This window comes from Opacimonas viscosa, assembly GCF_024199005.1.
Classification (GTDB): Bacteria; Pseudomonadota; Gammaproteobacteria; order Enterobacterales; family Alteromonadaceae; genus Opacimonas; species Opacimonas viscosa.
Map to the genome: position 1 here is coordinate 259,532 of NZ_JANATA010000001.1, position 21,023 is coordinate 280,554.

13 protein-coding genes are annotated in these 21,023 nt (G+C 41.6%); 5 read left to right on the forward strand and 8 right to left on the reverse strand.

Features of this window, described 5'->3' with window-relative positions; genetic code table 11:
• The first annotated feature begins 91 nt into the window (after positions 1-91).
• On the forward strand, positions 92-2,509 hold the full coding sequence (gene fadE, locus NLF92_RS01175; protein WP_254098009.1) for an acyl-CoA dehydrogenase FadE: 2,418 nt from the start codon (positions 92-94) through the stop codon (positions 2,507-2,509).
• Between the two features lie 81 nt (positions 2,510-2,590).
• Here the strand turns inward: fadE and NLF92_RS01180 are convergent, their stop codons facing one another.
• Positions 2,591-3,244, reverse strand: coding sequence for a response regulator transcription factor (locus NLF92_RS01180; RefSeq protein ID WP_254098011.1), 654 nt, complete (start codon positions 3,242-3,244; stop codon positions 2,591-2,593).
• Positions 3,245-3,336: 92 nt separating this feature from the next.
• Between NLF92_RS01180 and cmoA the strand changes: the two genes are divergently transcribed.
• Both cmoA and cmoB read left to right on the forward strand, forming a co-directional pair.
• Entirely contained in the window at positions 3,337-4,065 is a 729-nt protein-coding gene (cmoA, locus tag NLF92_RS01185; RefSeq protein ID WP_254098013.1) for a carboxy-S-adenosyl-L-methionine synthase CmoA, read from the forward strand.
• A gap of 4 nt (positions 4,066-4,069) precedes the next feature.
• On the forward strand, positions 4,070-5,032 hold the full coding sequence (gene cmoB / locus NLF92_RS01190) for a tRNA 5-methoxyuridine(34)/uridine 5-oxyacetic acid(34) synthase CmoB (RefSeq protein ID WP_254098015.1): 963 nt from the start codon (positions 4,070-4,072) through the stop codon (positions 5,030-5,032).
• Positions 5,033-5,090: 58 nt separating this feature from the next.
• Here cmoB and NLF92_RS01195 read toward each other — a convergent pair whose 3' ends face one another.
• Positions 5,091-5,273 (reverse strand): hypothetical protein, encoded by a 183-nt coding sequence (locus tag NLF92_RS01195; RefSeq protein ID WP_254098017.1) that lies wholly within the window; start codon positions 5,271-5,273, stop codon positions 5,091-5,093.
• 138 nt (positions 5,274-5,411) lie between these two features.
• The gene (locus NLF92_RS01200) at positions 5,412-8,396 is read right to left on the reverse strand and encodes a Tn3-like element ISKox2 family transposase (protein ID WP_008126957.1); all 2,985 of its coding nucleotides are present in this window, start codon (positions 8,394-8,396) and stop codon (positions 5,412-5,414) included.
• A gap of 152 nt (positions 8,397-8,548) precedes the next feature.
• Between NLF92_RS01200 and NLF92_RS01205 the strand changes: the two genes are divergently transcribed.
• Both NLF92_RS01205 and NLF92_RS01210 read left to right on the forward strand, forming a co-directional pair.
• Positions 8,549-9,154 carry a TSUP family transporter gene (locus NLF92_RS01205; protein WP_284700327.1) on the forward strand — a complete coding sequence of 202 codons (606 nt, stop codon included), beginning with the start codon at positions 8,549-8,551 and terminating at the stop codon, positions 9,152-9,154.
• Between the two features lie 20 nt (positions 9,155-9,174).
• Positions 9,175-10,062: an SMP-30/gluconolactonase/LRE family protein gene (locus NLF92_RS01210; RefSeq protein ID WP_254098019.1), complete on the forward strand. Its 888-nt coding sequence runs from the start codon at positions 9,175-9,177 to the stop codon at positions 10,060-10,062.
• Here NLF92_RS01210 and NLF92_RS01215 read toward each other — a convergent pair.
• From NLF92_RS01215 to NLF92_RS01235, 5 genes are all read right to left on the reverse strand, one after another.
• Entirely contained in the window at positions 10,040-11,359 is a 1,320-nt protein-coding gene (locus NLF92_RS01215; protein WP_254098021.1) for an MFS transporter, read from the reverse strand. The genes NLF92_RS01210 and NLF92_RS01215 overlap by 23 nt on opposite strands.
• A 43-nt stretch (positions 11,360-11,402) precedes the next feature.
• On the reverse strand, positions 11,403-13,958 hold the full coding sequence (locus NLF92_RS01220; protein ID WP_254098023.1) for a glycoside hydrolase family 5 protein: 2,556 nt from the start codon (positions 13,956-13,958) through the stop codon (positions 11,403-11,405).
• A 57-nt stretch (positions 13,959-14,015) separates the two neighbouring features.
• Positions 14,016-15,578 (reverse strand): sodium/sugar symporter, encoded by a 1,563-nt coding sequence (locus tag NLF92_RS01225; protein ID WP_254098025.1) that lies wholly within the window; start codon positions 15,576-15,578, stop codon positions 14,016-14,018.
• Positions 15,579-15,586: 8 nt separating this feature from the next.
• Positions 15,587-17,932 carry a glycoside hydrolase family 2 protein gene (locus NLF92_RS01230; protein ID WP_254098027.1) on the reverse strand — a complete coding sequence of 782 codons (2,346 nt, stop codon included), beginning with the start codon at positions 17,930-17,932 and terminating at the stop codon, positions 15,587-15,589.
• 67 nt (positions 17,933-17,999) lie between these two features.
• Positions 18,000-20,693 (reverse strand): TonB-dependent receptor, encoded by a 2,694-nt coding sequence (locus tag NLF92_RS01235; RefSeq protein WP_254098029.1) that lies wholly within the window; start codon positions 20,691-20,693, stop codon positions 18,000-18,002.
• Between the last annotated feature and the right edge of the window lie 330 nt (positions 20,694-21,023).

Genomic DNA, 21,023 nt, shown 5'->3' on the forward strand with positions numbered 1-21,023 from the left:
AGTTTTCTTTTACTATTCCCCATGTTTAGACTTGAATTTGTTTAAGGACTTCTCTACATTAGGCTGGTCTGACCTTTTGTAGAGAATTCGTATGTCTGTTATTTTTACCATAATTGGAATTTTAATTGTCTGTGCACTGTGTGCATATCACCGGTTATCTGCTGGATATACTGCTTTAAGCGCTTTTATTGCTATATTGTTTTTGGGAGAACTCCTAGGCCATTACCCATTGGTCTGGTTATTATGGGCGACTATTTCACTGTTTCTTGCATATCCGCCAGTCCGTCAAAAATGTTTAACTGAACGAATATTCACATTATATAAAACAGTGACGCCAGAAATGTCACGTACCGAACAAGAAGCCATTGCTGCTGGAACTGTCTGGTGGGATGGTGAATTATTTTCTGGAAAGCCTCGTTGGGAAAAGTTACACGATGTCACTCCGCCAAAATTAACTACTGAGGAAGCCGATTTTTTAAATGGTCCTGTAGAGCAAGTTTGCACGATGGTTGACGAATGGCAAATTAATCATAAAGATGCCGATTTGTCTCCTGAGATATGGCAGTTTCTAAAAGAGAATAAGTTTTTTGCCATGATCATTGCCAAGGAATTTGGTGGCCTCGCATTTTCGGCATATGCTCAATCACGCGTTTTACAAAAGTTATCAGGTGTATCAGCTGTCCTCTCGACAACCGTTGGCGTACCTAACTCTCTAGGCCCTGGCGAACTGTTACAGCACTACGGTACGAAAGCACAACAAGATTATTACCTTCCTCGCCTAGTGAGCGGTGCTGAAATCCCCTGCTTTGCCTTAACCGGACCTGAAGCAGGATCTGATGCAGGTTCCATTCCTGACTTTGGCACAATTTGTATGGGAGAATGGGATGGTGAACAAGTCCTTGGTATGCGTCTTACGTTCGATAAGCGTTATATTACCCTGGCACCGGTCGCAACTGTCATTGGGCTTGCATTCAAATTATATGATCCTGAGCATCTCTTAAGTGATACTGAAGAGCTCGGCATTACCTGTGCATTATTACCCAGCACAACACCCGGTCTAGATATTGGCAATCGGCATTTCCCTTTGAATGTGCCATTTCAAAATGGACCGATCCGTGGTTCTGATATCTTCGTTCCTCTCGATTACATTATTGGTGGCCCAGATATGGCAGGCAAAGGATGGCGTATGTTGATGGAATGTCTATCGGTTGGCCGTTGTATTACCCTTCCCTCTTGTGCCGCAGGTGGCGCTAAGTCAATTGCGTTAGCAACAGGAGCTTATGCAAGAATTCGACGTCAATTCAAAATGCCTATTGCAAAAATGGAAGGTATCGAAGAAATGCTCGCTCGGATTGGAGGGCATGCTTACATGATGGATGCTGTCACCACGTTATCAACTGCAGCGGTCGACTTAGGCGAAAAACCTTCTGTAATTTCAGCTATCTGCAAATACCATCTCACAGAGAATATGCGTACTGTTATGAATGATGCTATGGATGTTCACGGCGGTAAAGGGATTATGCTAGGGCCTAATAACTACTTAGGCCGTGGTTACCAAGGTGTTCCTATTTCCATAACCGTAGAAGGTGCCAATATTCTTACCCGAAATATGATGATTTTTGGCCAAGGTGCGATGCGTTGTCACCCTTATGTCCTCGCAGAATTAAAAGCTGCTGCATTACCTAATAAACAGGACGCATTGATAGCTTTTGACAAAGCTATTTTCGGCCATATTGGTTTTGCTTTGAGCAACTTTGTCGCATCAAAATGGTTTTCTTTTACACGTGGTTATCTGGGACATAGTCCTTTTAATGATGAAACCAAACGTTATTATCAACAAATAAATGGTTACAGTGCAAATTTGGCCTTTTTGAGTGACATTGCAATGGGTGTTTTGGGTGGTTCACTGAAACGCCGAGAACGATTATCTGCGCGTTTGGGTGATATACTTAGTCATCTTTATTTAGCTTCGGCAACGTTAAAACGCTACGCAGACCAAGGTAGAAACAAAGATGATTTACCTTTATTAATATGGTCAATGCAGCATGCTTTGTCTGAAATAGATTATGCGATAGCAGAATTCATTCGTAACTTCCCCAACCCTGTTGTGCGGTTTTTTCTAAAATTAACCTTACAACCCTTTGGCATTTGGAATAAAAAGGCCAATGATAAAGTTGAGCATGCCATTGCGCACATATTACAAGCACCTAATCCGACGCGTACTAGGTTAGGTGAAGGTCAGTTTATTGCAGAAACAACAGGTAATTTATTGGGTGAACTAGAAGCTACCTTAAAATTAGTCCAAAAAGCCGAACCAATACATGCGCACATATGTCAAGCGCTGGGAGAAAGACGGCCATTTACTTGTTTAGATGCACTGGCTGATGAAGCGTTAACCGCTGGCATCATTGACGAAGATGAAGCTACACTTTTAAGAACAACAGAAAAAGGCCGTTTAAAAACCATCAATGTTGATGATTTTGCGCCAGATGAATTAGTTATTCGTTAAGTAGAACCAGCTCCAATGAAAAAGGCCTAGTTTCGGAACCACCAAAACTAGGCCTTTCGTTATTGATATAAACACAATCACTTAATTCGCTTTTTCTTCCAAATTTAACTCTTCTACTAACAGTACAACCTGTGTTCTTGATTTCACATTAAATTTTTTGAAGATAGCACTGATGTGTGCTTTTACCGTAGCTTCGGTCACGAATAACTTATCTGCAATTTCTTTATTAGACAAACCTTCTTTCAGGCAATGGAGAACTCTAACCTGTTTTGGAGTGAGTTCTTTCACTCGCTTGATTGAAGTAATTAGTTCTGGGACATTATCCTCAAAAACGTCTATAAAACGTTCTGGAATGAACTTTCCACCCTCCATAACTGACATAATTGCATGTGCCATTTTACGTGAATTATACGATTTAGGAATGTAACCCTTAGCGCCAAAATGCATAGCAACACTGACGGCTTGATCAGATTCATTAGCTGAAACAACAACAACAACAACCGGTGTATCAGTGACTTTATCAAGCACAGATGTTAAACCATAATAATTATCAGCACCTGGCATATTTAGGTCCAGAATAACTAAATCAATATCTGGATTTGTTTTTATTGCTTTAAGCGTTGTCTGTACTGAGTCCGCATGCACAATTTGCATGTTTTCAAAAAATGGATCCAAGGCACCTTCTAGGGCATCCCTAAAAAGTGGATGGTCATCGGCAATTAAAAACGTGTTCATCTTTTGTATCCCTTGTGATGCAACATTAATTGTGGACTTCACTCATAATAAAGTACAATAACTCTATCTCATAAATAAAATCTTAGACCAAAATGCGCAAAAATGACAATTTATTTTCACAACCGATAACGGATATAACTGATTTTTCCTTTGATCAAAACGTGGCGCAAGTCTTTCCTGATATGATAAACCGGTCCATTCCAGGTTACCCTCTCATAATAGATAATATTGGATATTTATCTGAGCAATATGCACAAGAGCAAACCGTTATTTATGACCTCGGTTGCGCCACTGGTATTGCTACGCTGAGTATAGCAAAACAATTGACTAAAAGCTGTCCTATCATTGCTATTGATAACTCATTATCCATGGTCGAAAAAGCAACGCAATACCTCGGGCAGTATAACCATGGTGCAGATGTTTCTATCCGACTTGATGATATTACATTAACAGATTTACAACCGGCAAGTGTCATTATTATGAACTTTACGTTACAGTTTTTAGCACCTGAACAAAGAGCACAGATGCTTGCTAAAATATATGATGCATTGTTACCCGGTGGGATTTTGATTTTATCAGAGAAATTTAAAGCCGAAGAAGAACTCCCTAATAAAGTACTGATAGATTTGCATCACCAATTTAAGAAAAACAATGGCTATAGTGACCTAGAGATCAGCCAGAAAAGAACTGCACTAGAAAATGTCATGAAAACCGATACGATGAGTACACATTTTCAGCGACTGACTGCCTCTGGTTTTACTAATATCACAACTTGGTTTAGTTGTTTTAATTTCATGTCTCTGATTGCACACAAAGAGTAAATATATGCACCCTCATTTTAAACAGTGTTTACATCAGTTAATCGATTCACCGTTGGATAGTTGGCTGGCTCAATTGCCTTCTGAACTTGCCAATTGGGAAAACGCACAAAAACACGGTGACTGGCAGAAATGGCAAAAACTGCTATCTAAATTTCCCCATGGAGAACAACCGCAATGGCAGGTGGTTGATGGTACAGTGACATTTACTCCTGAATTAGCCCAATACGGTCCCGCTATTACAGGATTATTGAAACAATTCATGCCTTGGCGCAAGGGCCCATTTAATATTGCAGGTGTCACCATAGATACTGAGTGGCGCTCAGACTTTAAATGGGAGCGTTTATTACCCCATATCAGCAATCTCAATGGCAGATATGTATTAGACGTAGGTTGTGGCAGTGGCTATCACCTGTGGCGGATGCTCGAGCAAAACGCCAAAATGGTTATCGGGGTCGACCCCTCACCTTTGTTTTTTATGCAAAGTTTGATTACTCAAAAATACGCACCCACTGTCCCTTTGTATTTTTTACCTTTAGGTGTGGAAGATTTACCCGCTGCCAATGCCTTTGATACCGTATTTTCTATGGGTGTGTTTTATCACCGTCGTGACCCTATGACTTTTTTGCAACAACTTAAACAGCAATTACGCAAAGGGGGCGAATTAGTATTAGAAACCCTTGTAGTGGATGGTGATGAAAATACGGTTGTTATGCCACAAGACAGATATGCACAAATGCGTAACGTTTGGTTCCTACCCAGTGTTAAAGCCTTGGAACTCTGGTTAAACAGAGCAGGATTTTCGAACATTCGCACCGTTGATGTAGACCAAACATCCGTGGCTGAACAAAGAAAAACAACATGGATAGAAGGACACTCTTTGTCTGATTTTCTTGACCCGAACAATACCGAATTAACCATCGAAGGGTACCCTGCCCCAAAACGTGCCGTAGTCATTGCTAACAAGTGAACTACCCCGCGACAGAGCAAGTCTGATCACGGGGCTTCTGTTACATAGCGGTTTAAGACTATGCAACTTCTCTTTTCTCATCTCCCACAGACAACTTCAATCGCTCGAAGACTTTCGTTTTAACGCCTGATTTCTGATGAGCTATGGGGGCTACCCTCGCGACAAGACCGTCCGCGATAATGCCTAATTCTCCTTTGCGTGCAATGGTCACTGCTGCAGAGACATCTCGACTCTGATGCATCCCGCATCCAGTGCAGGTGAAACTGCGTTGGTCCAACGACAACACATGATGGGGTTCTAGGGATTTTCCCCTCTAAAGTAACATAAATCGCCACAACCCTCGCAGTTAATGGCTTGTGGAGCTGGGTTACCTTTCATTTTAGACTTCATTTTCAACAATAGGCCTAGTTATTTCCTGTAAATCAGGTAGTTTGCGGTTACTAGCGAACTGATAAGTGCCGCTCAGATTAATGTTCTGCCATGCAACGGGTGATACTTGTCGAGTTATTGCTGCTTTTTCCTCGTCACCAACTTCTTCAAAGTGCAGTAATAGATGACTTAGGATCATCGAGTTAAAGTAGATAATAGCATTTGCCGTCAAACGGGCACACTCGTTCCAGACGACTATTTCTGATTCGTTTTTTCCACGGAACTGGTCACGATTGACCGATGCAATAGCTCGCCTGAGGAAATGCCAGGCTTCGCCTCGGTTCAGTGCTCGTTGAACATATTGGCGCAGACTTGCATCATCAATATAATCAAGTAAATATTGGGCTTTGATGAGCCTATTATATTCCGTTAATGCTTGTAATATAGGGTGTCTAGATGGATAACCAGATAATTTGCGTACTAGCAATGCCTGTGTTGTGCGTTTTTCTTGAAGGGATAACACAATACGCTGAATATCCTGCCAGCCTTCTTCAATCACATTCATTTTTATCGGCTTTTTCAGCGCCAGATGCGTGTTTCCGTCGTCGCTTTCAGTTACGTTAAATAGGTCATTGATCACACTGGTGAACTGAGCATACCTAGGCGCAAAACTATAACCGCATAAATCCAATAAGGCATAATTAACATGATTAACACCATGGGTGTCGGTTGAGAGGACATCTGGCTTAAGATCACTAGTATTAGATTGTAGTAAGTCGTAAATATAATGGGACTCATGCTCATTAGATCCTATGATACGGGCATTTAACGCACTATGATTGGCAACTAACGTCATGGCCGTAATACCTTTGTTGGTGCCGAAGTATTTCGAGGAGTAGCGAGTTTTAAAAGTCTCAAGGTGAGTTTCAAATTTTTGCCCATCGGTACTGGCGTGCAGGACGTCTTCTTGGATGTGATAGTGGCGGAAAATAGGGAGTGCCGCTACTGCGTTATTGATGATATCACTAGCCTCTTGCAAGGTTTCAGGCCTAATATAATTAGCTTGTATAGTGCTTAGATGCTCATAACTGCGATCAGATATTTGTGCCATCCCATATACGCCGCGATGTGTCGCATTCGCAATTAGAATAGCCAATAAATCATCCTGATTGGCGCCTACTTGTTTTTGTATTGGCAGCACGTGTGCGAAGCATTGCATAAAGTTGGTTTCTTGTTCAACATAACGCAACACATCAGCAATACTGACGGGGATCATTTGTTTAAAGAAAGGGTTGTTGACAAGTGATTGGGAGCCTTTAACTGGCAGTCGCCATCGTGTGCCACTTCGGCTCTTCATGATCACATTGCGGTTATCACCATTATCAATGTGACGAGCAACATCTTCTAGGGATGTTGTTAAGCGTATTTGTTTTACTTGCAGTAGCTTCTGAATCGGCTGCTTTAGCTTTTCCAATGTTGATGATGCCAATAGATCAGGCTGTATTGACGATGCAATTAAGTCGTCTTCTAGCGCACGATATTTAGTGACGTTTGATAAGTAAATTCGACCATTAAGCCGAGAAGCCAGTTGACGGTAAAGCAACCATTCGTATCGCTGTGGATGAACAACATCCTTGTTAATTAACCATGGACGATGTTTTTGTTGGATAAGTGTACTATCCATTGTTTGCAATGTATTACCTGCTAATAGTTCTGTTTTTGTGGTTTTGAGCTGGGTCACTAATGCTTCTGAGCCTTTACCTGCTTGGCATTCAAGACATAGAAACACGGGCCTTAATAACTGCTCAATTAACCCGTTTTGATCATCATAATATTGCCATTGATATTCTTCTACCGTGCGTTTTTGCTTTTTTAAGTACAGGCATAGCGTTTCTATATCTTGGTTATTCATTACACTTAATGCTTGTTGCCTAACCGTTGCAAATGGTTGATTATCGTCGATACTGTCATCAACAAACAGATGCAGTAATTCTGCGGCTTTGGTGACATTGTCTGCAGCTGACCTCCATGAGTCAAACACTGCCTGTTGGGCAAACGCATGCGCAGCTTCTTGTTGTTTACGGATATGATGAATAAACCCATCAGCCAATCGCTCTAGGCTTTGCCGTATGCGTTGAGTCAGAAAACACAGCAACCATAGGTGTTGCTGTGGACGCTTAAAGCGTTTTAGTTTACTGCCATAATAATCCACCATTTCACCGAAGTGTTGTTGGTTTTTAGACGATAAGGCTAAGCCCTTAACAGCATTATCAATCTGTCTTGTATAAGGCTGTAACTGATGATACACCGTCAGTTCTTTTTTTAGCTCTGTCACCATAACGCTTTTTGCACCGGCTCGAAGCTGGCTTAAGGAGAGCCCATCTTTGTCATCGATAATAGTATTTAGAAATCCGTGTAGTTCAGATGAAACATGAATACGAAGCTTATTATTTAACGCCTTCTTGACCTGTTGGATAACACGACTGATAAGCTTTTGTAAGACAGTATATTTAGGGATGGCAATTCTATGCGTTGCTAGATATTCAGCGGCTGCATCGAATAGATAACGAGGCTCAAGCCAAGCTTTGCCGACCATAACAAGATGTTCGTACAGCGGCGCAAAGTGCAGACTTTCGTCCCATTTCTGATAGTTTAATAACCTCAGTATTCTTTGATATATACGGTCACGCTGCATCTTATTAATGCTGAAAGGCCTGATCCCTTTGCCTCCTTGAACTTGCGTTGAAATAAACTGCATATCGTCAAAGATGAGGTTAAAGCTAGGTGAAAGAATCACAGGCTTAGACTTAAAATACCCTAATAACGCAATGAAATAGCATCGGTGGTTCCTTAGGCGAATACTTTTCAACTCTGTTAACTCGATCTCGTTTGGCGTAAAATACAATCGTTGTTGTTCAAGTGATAATAGCGGCGGAGAATATAGATCAAGCTGCTCAGCTTTGGTAAGAATTGATAGTTCGTTTTTTATAGCCATAGGAATTAAATTAAGTTTAAGGGGTTGTTAACCTCATAATTTGCCATACTTTGGAGAAGTAACCCACCTTTGTATGCCTTTAAATATGGTGAGTATGGCGATTTATGTTACTTTAGAGGGGAAAATCCCTAGAACCCCTATTTAGTGCGCCTTTGGTTTTTATTGTTGCGCCTTCATTAGTGCCAGGCCCAATGATTTTACTTGCACTATTTAACACCCTCATTTTATCGTTTAAATTTAGGCAAAGAATTAACTTTTCACTGACAAAACACTCGTTTATTGGTGGCGCCTTAGGAGTGCTATTGGGCGCTCTGTTAATTGGTAACCTATCTGCAACCCAGTACCAAAAGATATTTGGTTTTCTTATGTTATTCGCCGTCTCGCTGTCAATTATGGGCATTACCCCAAAAGTCACTCGTTTAACGAGTTTAATTGCCTCAAGTATCTCTGGGCTAATGGGCACAATCACCTCTGCAGGTGGTGCCCCAATGGGGTTACTTTACCAATCTGAAGAGAAAACAACGGTCAAAGCAAACTTGAGTATTTATTTCGTTTATTTAAATACTATCGCCATCGTTGCATTATGGATAACAGGGGAAAGCGGAATACAAGATTTATACGCCTTTGTGTCTTTGGCACCCGCTGTTTTAATTGGCGTCTATCTTTCCACTCATTTTGACAAACTCATCAACGCGTCGGCAATGCGATTCTTAGTTTTACTAGTGGCTACACTTTCAGGTATTGTACTCGTTATCTAATTTGCACTCCTACATTTCTCATGACAGGTTCAAACATTTGTGTCGCTTTAGAAACTCCCAAAACGCTTCTTGGCGAAGGACTTTTCTTCAGTAAAGTTGAAATGGCCATTTATTGGGTAGACATAAAAAAGCCTAGATTATTCAAGCTAGATTTGACAACTAAAATGGTAACAGCCCACTCATTTGACGAGACAATTTCTTGGGTTAATATGGATACCAAGCAAAATTTAATTGTCGGCTGTGTTTCTGGTATCTACCGGTTTGATTTAGCACTAAAATCTAAAACGTTAATTTGGAAAAATGATAAACAAGCTTTGGGGATAAGGCTAAATGACGCTAAGTGTGATCGGGAAGGCAAACTTTTTTTTGGCACTATGGATGAAGCTGAAAAAGCGCCTAAAGGCGAGTTGCTGACGTTCGATACCAACTCAAAATGCATATCGGTTGATTCAAATTACATCGTATCAAACGGTCCTGCTTTTGATTGTTCAGGTAATACGATTTACTCGGTTTCCTCAACCGAAAGAACCGTTTTTAAGCTAACAAAGCGCAACGGTTCTCTAAAACTCAATAAATCAGTCTTCATAAAATGGTCCGAAAACCAAGGCTTCCCTGACGGACTCACTGTCGATTCTAATGGCAATATCTGGATTGCAAGCTGGGGTGGCGGCGCAATATATTGTTATAGTCCAGATGGAAAAATGATTGAAAAGATTGAGGTACCTGCACCTTATGTAACCAACATTACATTTGCCGGTGAAGACTACACTGACGTTTATATAACTACAGCGACAGCACCAATGACGGATCAGCAAAGATTAGCGTTTCCCGATGCCGGAAAGCTGTTCCACTTTCGAACGGCGGCAAAAGGGATAGAAGAAAAGCCTATTTGTAACTTGCCAATTTAGGCTTTAACCGTTTTAAGAACAGTAAAACCACTGCGCTACCCAAAACACTGCCAAAAGTAAGCATGACTCTCAGAGTATCAATAGCTGCATCGCGGTCAAAAAGTGATTGACCTGAGCCGAATCCCAAATAACTTAATATCATTCCCGAAAAGAAAAAGGAGCAAAAAAGACCGAGGTAAATGAACTTATTGTGTTTGGCAAATATTTCAGCCTCTTGACTGACGCCTTGTTCTTGGGCATTACGCTTCGATAACTGGACTAACAATATTGGAAGTAAAACGCCCATCGCTGTCCATACCCAAGCACCCGAAATGGCATCCAATAAAAGCCAATATTCCATCCCAGGTTGGAAAACCCACCACTTTGAAATCCCGTTTAGTAAATTTAGGCTATAGATAGCAACCAAAACTTTAAGGACACCAAACTTTTCCACCAGATTTCTAGCCAATGGAATAGTAATGAGGCCAACGACCGCATATGCGGTTGAAAGCACACCCTTCCAGAAAACGCCGTCATTCAGGTCTCCCGAGAACATGTGATAGACAATTAGATAAAAATCAAAAAATAGAACACATCCAATTACGCCAAACTGAATAAAAGTAATCGCCAGAATAATATTTAGAGGTGGTTTGATTCGATTAGAGATACTGACATCTTGTTTCTTTTCTGTTTTTACGCTGTTCGACTGAGGAATGGATTTAGACCAAATACTGGATAAGTGGCTCAATCCGCCTATTAACAAACAGCCAACTGATACCCCTACAACCTTAATTCCACTCGTTAAACTCATGAAAAGGCTGGACTGGGCAATCGGAAACATCCAAAAATAGATTAACGACCCAAACTTTTCAAAATAGTTGGTAAACGCCATCACCTCATTTGTCTCAGAACTACGTTTGATACTCAGAAAAGCAATGGTCCGTATCGTGATATTAAGGACGGTTGCGGATACAAAAAACAAGGTAGAAAAGAAAAACAAATACAAGAGTATTTGATAGTTTGACCACTTCTCTGGCACCACCCAAATCGCGGAAAAAGCCAATGCACAGCACCAGCCGCTATACCTCAATAAGACAGCACGTTGTTCAATACTGTTGCAAAAAGAATCTATTTTTTTACCGATAACAGGACTAAAAAACGCGGAAATCAAAACGGGTAACGTGAGAATACAGCCCAATATAAAAGGATCGACCGCTAGCACCATCTGATAATATGGAATTGCTAAAGCCGCGAGGCCATTTGCTACGAAAAAGGCAGCGAAAAAACCGCTGCCCAGTGCTAATTTGACATTATTCAAAGTCATTCATTCTCGGTGATACGTTAGTTCATCCTATAAACTACTAACGAAGCGCAATAAGTTCAATTTCAATACCATGCCATTTGTTATCCTTAGGTTTAGCGTAGGCATTTTGCTCAAAACGAACTTGGAAGCCTTGAAGTTTTTCAAGATCGCCCAGCGAGTCATTCTGATGCGCCAGTTCAATCGGTAAAAACATTGGGTACGATTTTGTTAGCATAGTTGAGTTGGGTTTTAACTTGTTCAACTCGATGAACTTATATGTCCACTTATTACTCACTTCAAACGTAGTGCCAAATGCTAGACCATCTTCATTTAATAACGAAAAGTTAACAAATTCCCTCTTTGAGTGCGCTTTGATTTTAATTAAAAGGTGTTTGTATCCCTTAAGGTTTTTATCAGATAGCGATTTGTCTTCAGCAAACGATGACCTTGCAAGCCAATTATTGTCTTGAGATAGTCCTTCAACCCCTAACTTTAAAGCTTGATTTAACCCATTTTCGCCGGCGATGAATTCCCATTTTGCGCGCCCTTTTTTAGGATAGATTAACGTGGTTTGATCCGATACCGGGTTAAACAGCTCAACAATCGTCTGTTTCGGCCTTAGTTTAGTTTTCCAAAGTGACGTTGGATTAACAAAGTCCCATTCACTGGGGTTGCCAGCTACGCCCCCTGGGTAACTCGACCACGAAGCATTTGTCTTCACGGCAACTTGATATTCTAATTGCCCTGTCTTTGTCCATTTTTCAGGAAGTAAGAAAGAATAACGGTTCTGCGTTTCACGACGCAAATCAAATTGAGTGAAATTATGATCTCCTGCGTAACGGACGTAGATTTTTGCTTGTTCAATTTCATGCGGTGAAGACATGTTAAACGAAAAGCGGCGACGATCAGATACGTTATAGCTATCTTGTACTTGATGCCAAATTTTCACTTGCTCGTGAGGTTCGGAACGCTCGTTTATTACCGTATTTGGCAAATAGTAGTTCGAGTCAATTTGGCTCACCAAGTCTTCAGTTGTGGGTTTATTGCTTAGTAAATAAATTCCTGGTTTAACTACAAATTGTCGTCCAACTGCTTGGCCTTTTAGGTTATTACCTTCGTTAAGCCCTAAAAAGTAGAATCGATCATCTAAGTCTTTCAAGTCAACTTTGATAGCATGCTGACTCACAATCAAGGCACCAACTTGACGTTTTAAACTGCCCGGTAAATGAGGGTCTGACACCTTAATTACATCTGGATAAACTTCTAACTGCCATACGCCAGGCTCAACTTTATCCAAAAAATAGGCGCCTGAACCACCATATTGAATCGATTTGGATTGGCCAACACCAGCAATGTGCTTCACTGAATCAGAGGCCAACAAATCATTATCGTTGGTATAAATTAGACGGTCAGATTGGTTTAAAGTGGCTAAATCACGATGATAGTCCAACGCGAAGTCCGCAAACTCATTACTCTTAGGGTAACGACTCTGCTTGTAGTCTTTTGGTAATTGGCGAAAAGCCTCCGCCGCTATCATCAAGCTAATTGCTTTCGAAGGCGTGTACAACAAGTTCAAATAATGTGTGTTGTATTCAGAGTTACTGTGGGCAGTTGCCGCCGGATCATAAGCAAACTGTGTCGCCCATTGAAACCCTTCAGCGCGAAGACTGCGTGCCATCGCAGGGTACATCACAGAGCGAGTCACATCCGCAGCATCAAACTCATAAATCATTTTGCCTTTGTTTTGGCAGGCCTTTAAATTTGAAAACGGGTTGTGATACTTAGCCACATTAAACAACACATTTGTGTTGAGACGACTGTTTTTCACTAGCCCCGTTGGGTACCACTGAAAAGCAATACCATCTATTTCAGAACGACAGATAGCATCGGCAAACTCTCTCCAATCGCCTTGTTCACTGATATTGTAAAAAAGTGGTTTAGTGACGCCCTTAGCCCTCGCAGACGAAATCAACTTATTTACATAATCTTTACTGTCTTCCACATCAGATTTATGTTTTGGCTCGTTGAACAACTCAAATGCAATGACATTTTCGTCAAACCCTAGAGGCTTGCCTGTGTAGCGATTTTTGTGAAGCAACAATTGGGTAACAAAATTAATAGTTTGTTTAACAGCTTTGGGATCTTCATTCATCTGTGATTTTGTGTAACTTTCTGCAAAAGCACCGGTTTGAAGATCCGGCTCAGGATAGCCATTTCCCCACCAAGCCATTGGCGTGATAATTGATTTTATGCCCTTCTTTTCTAGAGCTAGCATCAGATAATCGAACAGCTCTAAATGATGAGTATCAACTAAATTACCGTTTGCGTCACTCAATTCGCGATCCCAAATATGAACTCGATAGGCGTCCAAACCCAATCGGGCTATGTGATCGACGTCCATATCTATTGCCGCTTTGTGATCCACACCGAGTCGTTGGTGAGAGCGATAGCCAAAAGCAAATGGCGTATTGTAATTGACGCCAAAACGTCGCATTTCTTTGCCATCTGCTTCAAACACGACTCCATCTTTGACTACCGCATTGTCCGCATGGCTAAACATACTAAGCAAAGAAGCGACAACGCAAACTGCGGCACTACCTAATTTTAAAGCCATTTTAGCGCCTCCAACTGACGTTTTTTTGATTCTATGAAAGTGCATCGAAGCTCCGCCCTACCACCAAGTTACGTAAAGTAAAACTAATATTGAAACGCAAACCCACGACGCTATGTTGAAAGTTCGCTTAGTCGCAAAAGAAATATTAGCCAGAGAAACAGACTCGTCGTTCTTTGGTGCTTCGCTCAATAATGAAACTAACACGGCAAGTAGTATACAAACCAAAAACACAATGCCCACACGGTCCATAAATGGTAATTCCGGCCACGCTATTTTTAAAGCGAATGATAAGATAGCAGAACCTAAGGCGGCTGATAGCGCCCCCAAAGAGTTCGTTCTTTTCCAAAACATACCAAGTAAGAAAATAACAACAATACCTGGAGTAAACATGCCAGTGAACTCTTGAATGTACTGGAACGCTTGGTCGAACTTTCCTAGCAAAGGCTGCGCAGTTGCTAGCGCGATTGCCATCGCCGCAACAGTCGTTAATCTTCCAACCCAAACATAGTGACTTTGTGACTTTTCTTTCACAATTGGTCGATAAAGATCCATTGTAAAAATAGTCGAGATACTGTTTGTCATCGACGCCAAGCTCGAAACGATTGCGGCCACTAATGCCGCAAATACTAGGCCTTTCAAACCTTCAGGCATCAGGTTCATCATAGATGGATAAGCTTCATCAGGCTTACTCAGTTCAGGGTATAAAACAACAGCAGCAATACCTGGTAGAACGACAATAATTGGCATTAGTAATTTTAAGTATGCAGCAAACACAATCCCCTTTTGAGCTTCACCAATATTTTTAGCTGCCAATGCACGTTGAATTATATATTGGTTAAAGCCCCAATAACTGAAATTCATGACCCACAAGCCACCAATCAAGACTGATATACCGGGTAAACTCATGTAATTCGGATTATCAGGAGATAAAATCATGTCAAAGTGCCCAGGTACCCTTTCTGTAAGGATTCCAAAACCTGCGAGCATTCCTTCGCCTCCTGAAACAGCGTCCAATGCCAGATAACTCAGCATCAAACCACCGAATACGAGTAAAACCACTTGTAAGATATCGGTATATGCAACGGCCTTTAACCCTCCATACATGGAGTAGGCGATGGAAAACAAAACGAGTAAGGTCATTCCGGTCAACCAATCAATACCAGCGACGGTTTCAATTGTCAGTCCACCTAACCACAAAACGGCCGTTAAATTAACAAAGACATAAACCAACAGCCAAAATATCGCCAACACCGTTTTAACCTTTTTGTCAAAACGACGTTCTAAATACTGAGGCATTGTGTAGATCTTGTTTTCCAAGAATATTGGAAGCAGATATTTACCCACCAGAATAAGGGTTATCGCAGCCATCCATTCATAAGATGCTATGGCCAAGCCCAGCGCGTAGCCAGAACCAGACATGCCGATTATCTGTTCAGCGGAAATATTAGACGCAATCAGCGATGCGCCTATTGCCCACCAAGGTAGCGCCTTACTCGCCAAAAAGTAGTCTTCCGTATTAAGCGTTTTGTCGTCGTTTTTACGTGAAATCCAAAGTGCAATAGCAAGCAATATTATTGCGTAAGATATGAATATACCTGTATCTAATGAAGATAATTGCATACGGCCTCCTACAACTTAATTTCTGCGGTCATTGCGGGGTTACCAGTAACTTGGGCCCTAATCGAACCGCCAGTAAAACCACGTTTAAGTTTAATCAATGCCGATGCAAAACCTCGCTTAGTGACTATCGGACCAGGGTTGACGACTTCCGCCCCACCAGAAACAACAAAGTTTACTTCTACGCCGTTTTCTAAACTTGGGTTACCTTGAATATCTAACAATTCAGCATGTACAAACACAACATCATTTTCGACTATTGGTTTACCAGCCGTATCAATATGCAGCTTAACCTGGCTCGAGTCAGAAGGTGTAACCACTTTGTGAGTCGCTACTAGTTTGTCGTCAATATACGCTTTTGCAACAAGCTCACCAGCTTCGAACTCAGGGACGCTGAAATAGAAAGGAGGATGAGCTAAGTGTTTAGAAATACTGTCAATCGTAGGCGTGTTCGATCCAACTAGCTGACCGTTCAAATACAATTCAACTTTTTGTGAATTGCTAAAGACACGAACCTTGTTACTCGATCCTACTTTCCAGTCACTCGCGATAAAAACCATCGGCCCAGATTCGTATTGCGAGGAAACGATCTTTGGTGAACGCTGAGACTGGAAGAAGTAATAAGAATATTTAGGCAAACGATAAATACTTGAAATGCCAGATGCTTCTAAGTCATCTGCATAACCTCGGTTATAATCAAACATAACCCAGTAACCATCAGAATAGGCAGGCGTCGACAAGTTATCATTGTGTGCTTCTTGCACATTTGTTGCTTGTTGCAACAAGCGTTTTTCGCCAGATCCCAATAATTGTCTGCTGGTACGCTCTTCCTCTTTGAGATTGCCCCAAGCGTCTTGGTTCAAACCGGCATTTTGCGCGTAATATTCCCAATCGCCATATTCAGAGACGTTATATGGCTGAGTAGGCTCTTCATAGTGCTGCATTCTATGCTGTCGTGCTTGTAGATAGATGTCGTACTCTGGTTGCCAGCCCGCAGAAAAAGCGCCCGGATACTCAGCCTCAACAATACCATCTAGTTCCGAGATGAAGTCTTCCGGCATCCACGATTCATTTAATGAACACTCCCAAGCTAATACGCTAGCGTGGTTGCGGTCACGGCGAAGAAGATCACGACACGTCTGAAAGATCTGCTGTTGAAACTCGGGGAAAGGCGAATAATATTGCCAACCCAAAATAGCATCTACCAATACTAGACCAAGCTCGTCGGCAGCATCCATAAACGCCTTTGAATGGGGATAATGAGACAAACGAACATAATCAAATCCGGCTGATTTTATTTTTACCGCATCTCGATAATCCGCATTTGGAGAAGTTGCATAACCAAGATGCGGGTATTCTTGGTGACGATTAACACCGCGCAAGAAAGTCACTTCACCATTTATCAATAACTCATGTTTCTCGTTAAAAGTAAATTGACGAATACCAATACGAGTAGAATCAACATCTAATATCTGATCCTGTTGGCGTATCTGGGTCTTCAATGTGTATAGATGCGGGTGGTCAGGGTGCCATAGACGTGCATTGTTTACCGTTATCTCTTGTTCATGCTGTTTCGCGTTGGTAGCATCCAAAGACAGAGATTTACTGGTTATAGATACGCGTTGACCGTCAAACCAAAGCTCTTGAACCAACTCAATAGGTTGTTCAGTCGGCGAGCTATTTTGGATGTGGGTACGAACCTTGATTTTTGCTTCATTCTTATCAATAGATTCTGTCGTAACAAAAATACCACCTGAAGCGGCTTCGTTTACATACACTGGATCAGTAATATAGACGGGCCCCTCAACGATGAGGTTGACGTCACGGTACAAACCACCGTAGGTATTAAAATCAAGAAGGTGCATTGGTTTTGGGCCAGTCACCCAATTATCCAGATTGTTAAGTTTAACTTTTAGCTCAACGTTTGACTGCCCTGCGTAGTTTGAAATATCAAACTGAAATGGCAAATAACCCCCTAGGTGTTTTCCTAGGTAAGTATCGTTTATCCATACTTCCGCAACATTCATTGCGCCCTCAAACTTTACAAACAAGTTTTGTTTATTGCTATAAGCGCTTAAATCCATCGATTTGCGATACAAAGCAATGCCTTGCCATTGTTCATTTACCAACAATGGCTCAACTTTTGGAGTATGAGGTAATTGTACTATCTGCCATTTTGAATCCGATGGTTCAATGGAGTCTTGTAAGTATTCTGATCGTTGAAATTGCCAGTCTTGATTCAAAGAAACAATTGCAGGTGCGCTTTCCGCTATTGTTTGTGACGGCACCTTTATCTTGTCCTGCTGACAAGCTGCTAGCGTGAATAATGAGATGGCGAAAAAGGCTATGGCACGCATAATCGACCTCGTTTGTTTTAAATTGAGAAAAAGGAAAAGCGGCCTCCAGAACCGGAGGCCTTAAGAATTAAAGAGAATAGTTAAAACCGATTAGGAAGCGGCGACCCCATTCATTGTATTGAGCTGGGCGAGTGGTATCGTTGTCATAATAAGAAACCGCTGGCTCATTGGTTAGGTTCTGAGCCTGTAAAGTCAACTTCAGGTTTTCAGTTAACTCGTAACCAAAGCTTACGTCCACGGTCGCTTCTGCTTCAGCCAAAGCGATTTTTTCTGGCTCCCAACTACTTACTGTGGTGTATTCACTTCGATAGTTGTATGAAACGCGGGCATCAAAACCCGATTTGTAATACCACAATGTGAAATTACCAACATGTTCAGATAAACCACCTAACGCAAACGGATTATTTTCAGGGTAAAACTCTTTGACATCACTATCAGCGTAAGAGTAGTTTGCATAGACCCCCAAGCCATCAAATGGATAAGGCAGGAACGTCAGTGACTGTTGATAAAGAACCTCTGCACCTTTAATAGTTCCCCCATCGCCATTCGCGGGGCCTGTCAGTGGCATCTCCACATCACCTACTACAATTGTATCTTGTGTGCGACCAATATGAGTCTCAAGGTCTTTATAGTAAGTATTGATTGCGATAGCCGCGTCATCGCCAAAGTAATACTCGTAACTAATATCAACTTGGTTGGCGATAAACGGGTCTAAGGTTGGGTTACCACCACTTGCCGCGGGCGGCACAACCGTTGAATCGATATCGAAACCAGTGCGCATCTCAATAAGTGGTGGACGAGACATGGTACGAGCAGCGCCGATACGAACCTGAGAGTCTTCTGAAAGTGTAAACAACAAGTTAACAGAAGGTAACAGCTCACTGTAATCGTGCTCGATAGTGACAGGGTTTAGTGATACTACTTCATACCAGTCAATATCATTGTCCGTTTGCCATCCTTCGCTCACTCTTTGAGTACCCGATGACGTAACCTCTGTCGATACATAACGAATACCCGCATTACCGCTATATTCTAGGCCAAACAGTTCACCGGTTAGACGAACCATTGCGTAGAGAGCGGTGTTGTCCTCTTCAATTTGCCACGACGCCACGTCATTTCGAGTCCCCGTTGAACGGTCAGCTAAACCACCGAACACATTGTTTGCGACAGAGTGCCAATCGTTAAGGCCTACTAGTGAAGGCGCTACAATTTTATCGCCCAAGTCGTAAGCTATAGCGTTATCAGCATAAGCTAGGTCATTGACTACATCACGAGACCAACTGACTTCATCGTTTGCTTTTTCGCGTTGCGAAATTCGCCCACCGAATGAGACCAACTCAATATGACCCCAGTCAACCATTCGTTCAACGTCTAAAGAAAAGTTCAGCATTTCATCGGTTAACTCTCTGTCTTGGTCAGCAGCCATAGCGCTGAAAGAATACAAAGCTGGATCGGAGATATTTGTGTTGGTTAATCCATTGTCTGGATTTTCTTGTAACCAAACGGAAAGTTGGTCGGCGTCATGTGTGCTCCAACCGAGTTCGTATGCGTCGCCATTGTAGTTAGAAGTGATGTCCACCCAGACCGATTCAATGCTAGCTTCAGAATAACCAAGATCGGCTTTAACCAACCAGTCATTTCGCTGCCATTCAAGTTTTACACCTGTGCTTAACAATTCATTTTCTTGAAACCACATCGCATTGTGGATGGAATGGCTCGCCCAAGGAAGTGCACCTTCTACCAACTGTTCGCCGCCGAACTCACTTGAAATTATGATTGGACTAGTTTGAGAATTGTTATAAGCCCAATTTTGCCCACCTTGCCAGTCGCCCCAACTGTCAAAGTACATTTGGTCTTCTTGCTCTTGGATATCGAATTTGGAATAGAAGGTATCAAAAAGTATGTTAATTTCGTCGTTTGGTTCCCACTCAAGAATAACAAGACCACCTAAACGTTCATTGTTACCCATTTTTGAGTCTATTTGACCTCCCCACGGCTTAGCTTCAGTTACGCCATTGCCATCTACATCCCCCTGATTTGCAGGTGTGTTGTTATAGTTCCAAGATTCTATGCCTCTTTGAATTGAAGGTTGTTCTTGAGTGGATAATCCCAAAGCAATACCAAAACTATCGTTTATCTGGGTGACATAACTAATGTTTGCTCTACTGCCCTGTGCATCGGCGTTAGGCAGGTCGTCGGCTAGTTCGTAATGCATGACACTAGCGCCCACGTTGAAAATTGATGTGTCCTTTGAAAGAGGTTTTACGAAGTTCATGTTTACCAATCCAGCAATACCGCCTTCTACTTGGTTTGCCATTGGTGTTTTATACACTTCAACTGAGCTAATGAGCTCAGACGGAAATTGTTCGTAGCGTACATCGCGACTAGGTTCAGCGCTCACTAATTCTCGATTATTTAAGGTAGCCGCGTTTAATCTAGGCCCTAAACCTCTAATCGATAAGCGGCTCGCATTACCTCGGTCGCGATCAGCTGCAACACCAGGCAAACGCGCTATTGCGTCAGTAATAGTGACGTCAGGCAAGATTCCTAAGTCATCAGCTGAAACGAACTCAACGGTAGATTCAGAATGACGTTTGTTTCTAAGCGCTTGGTTTAATGTAGAACCAAAACCTTTAATTTCAATTACTTCGATATCTTTTTCTGCTTCGACTTTGGCCGTGTCATCAGCCAAAGCAAGCGGACTATTTAATACTTGTAGTACTGCTAGGGATAAACCAGCTAATTTAAATTTAGTATTCATTCGTAATCACCTGTTGTGCATAACATTAGTTGTTATTTTTTAAATATTCAAACGTTGCCTGGGTAACGCTGATGGATATTTATACCAGCAAGAGGTAAACATAACAAGATCATTTTACCCTTTGTTAACCTTTTGTTTACCAAGTGCATCTAAACCTTTAATTTAAATAGCTATTTTTATAGTGGGATTCTAGAATTCCTGAATAAGAGACTCTTCTAGACTTAGTTTTAAACAATGAAAAAGGTAAACAAATCAGATTTGTTTACCTTTCCTAAAAAATACTAAGAATGAGATTCTAAAAAACTAGAACTCTATTTCGACGGTGCTTTA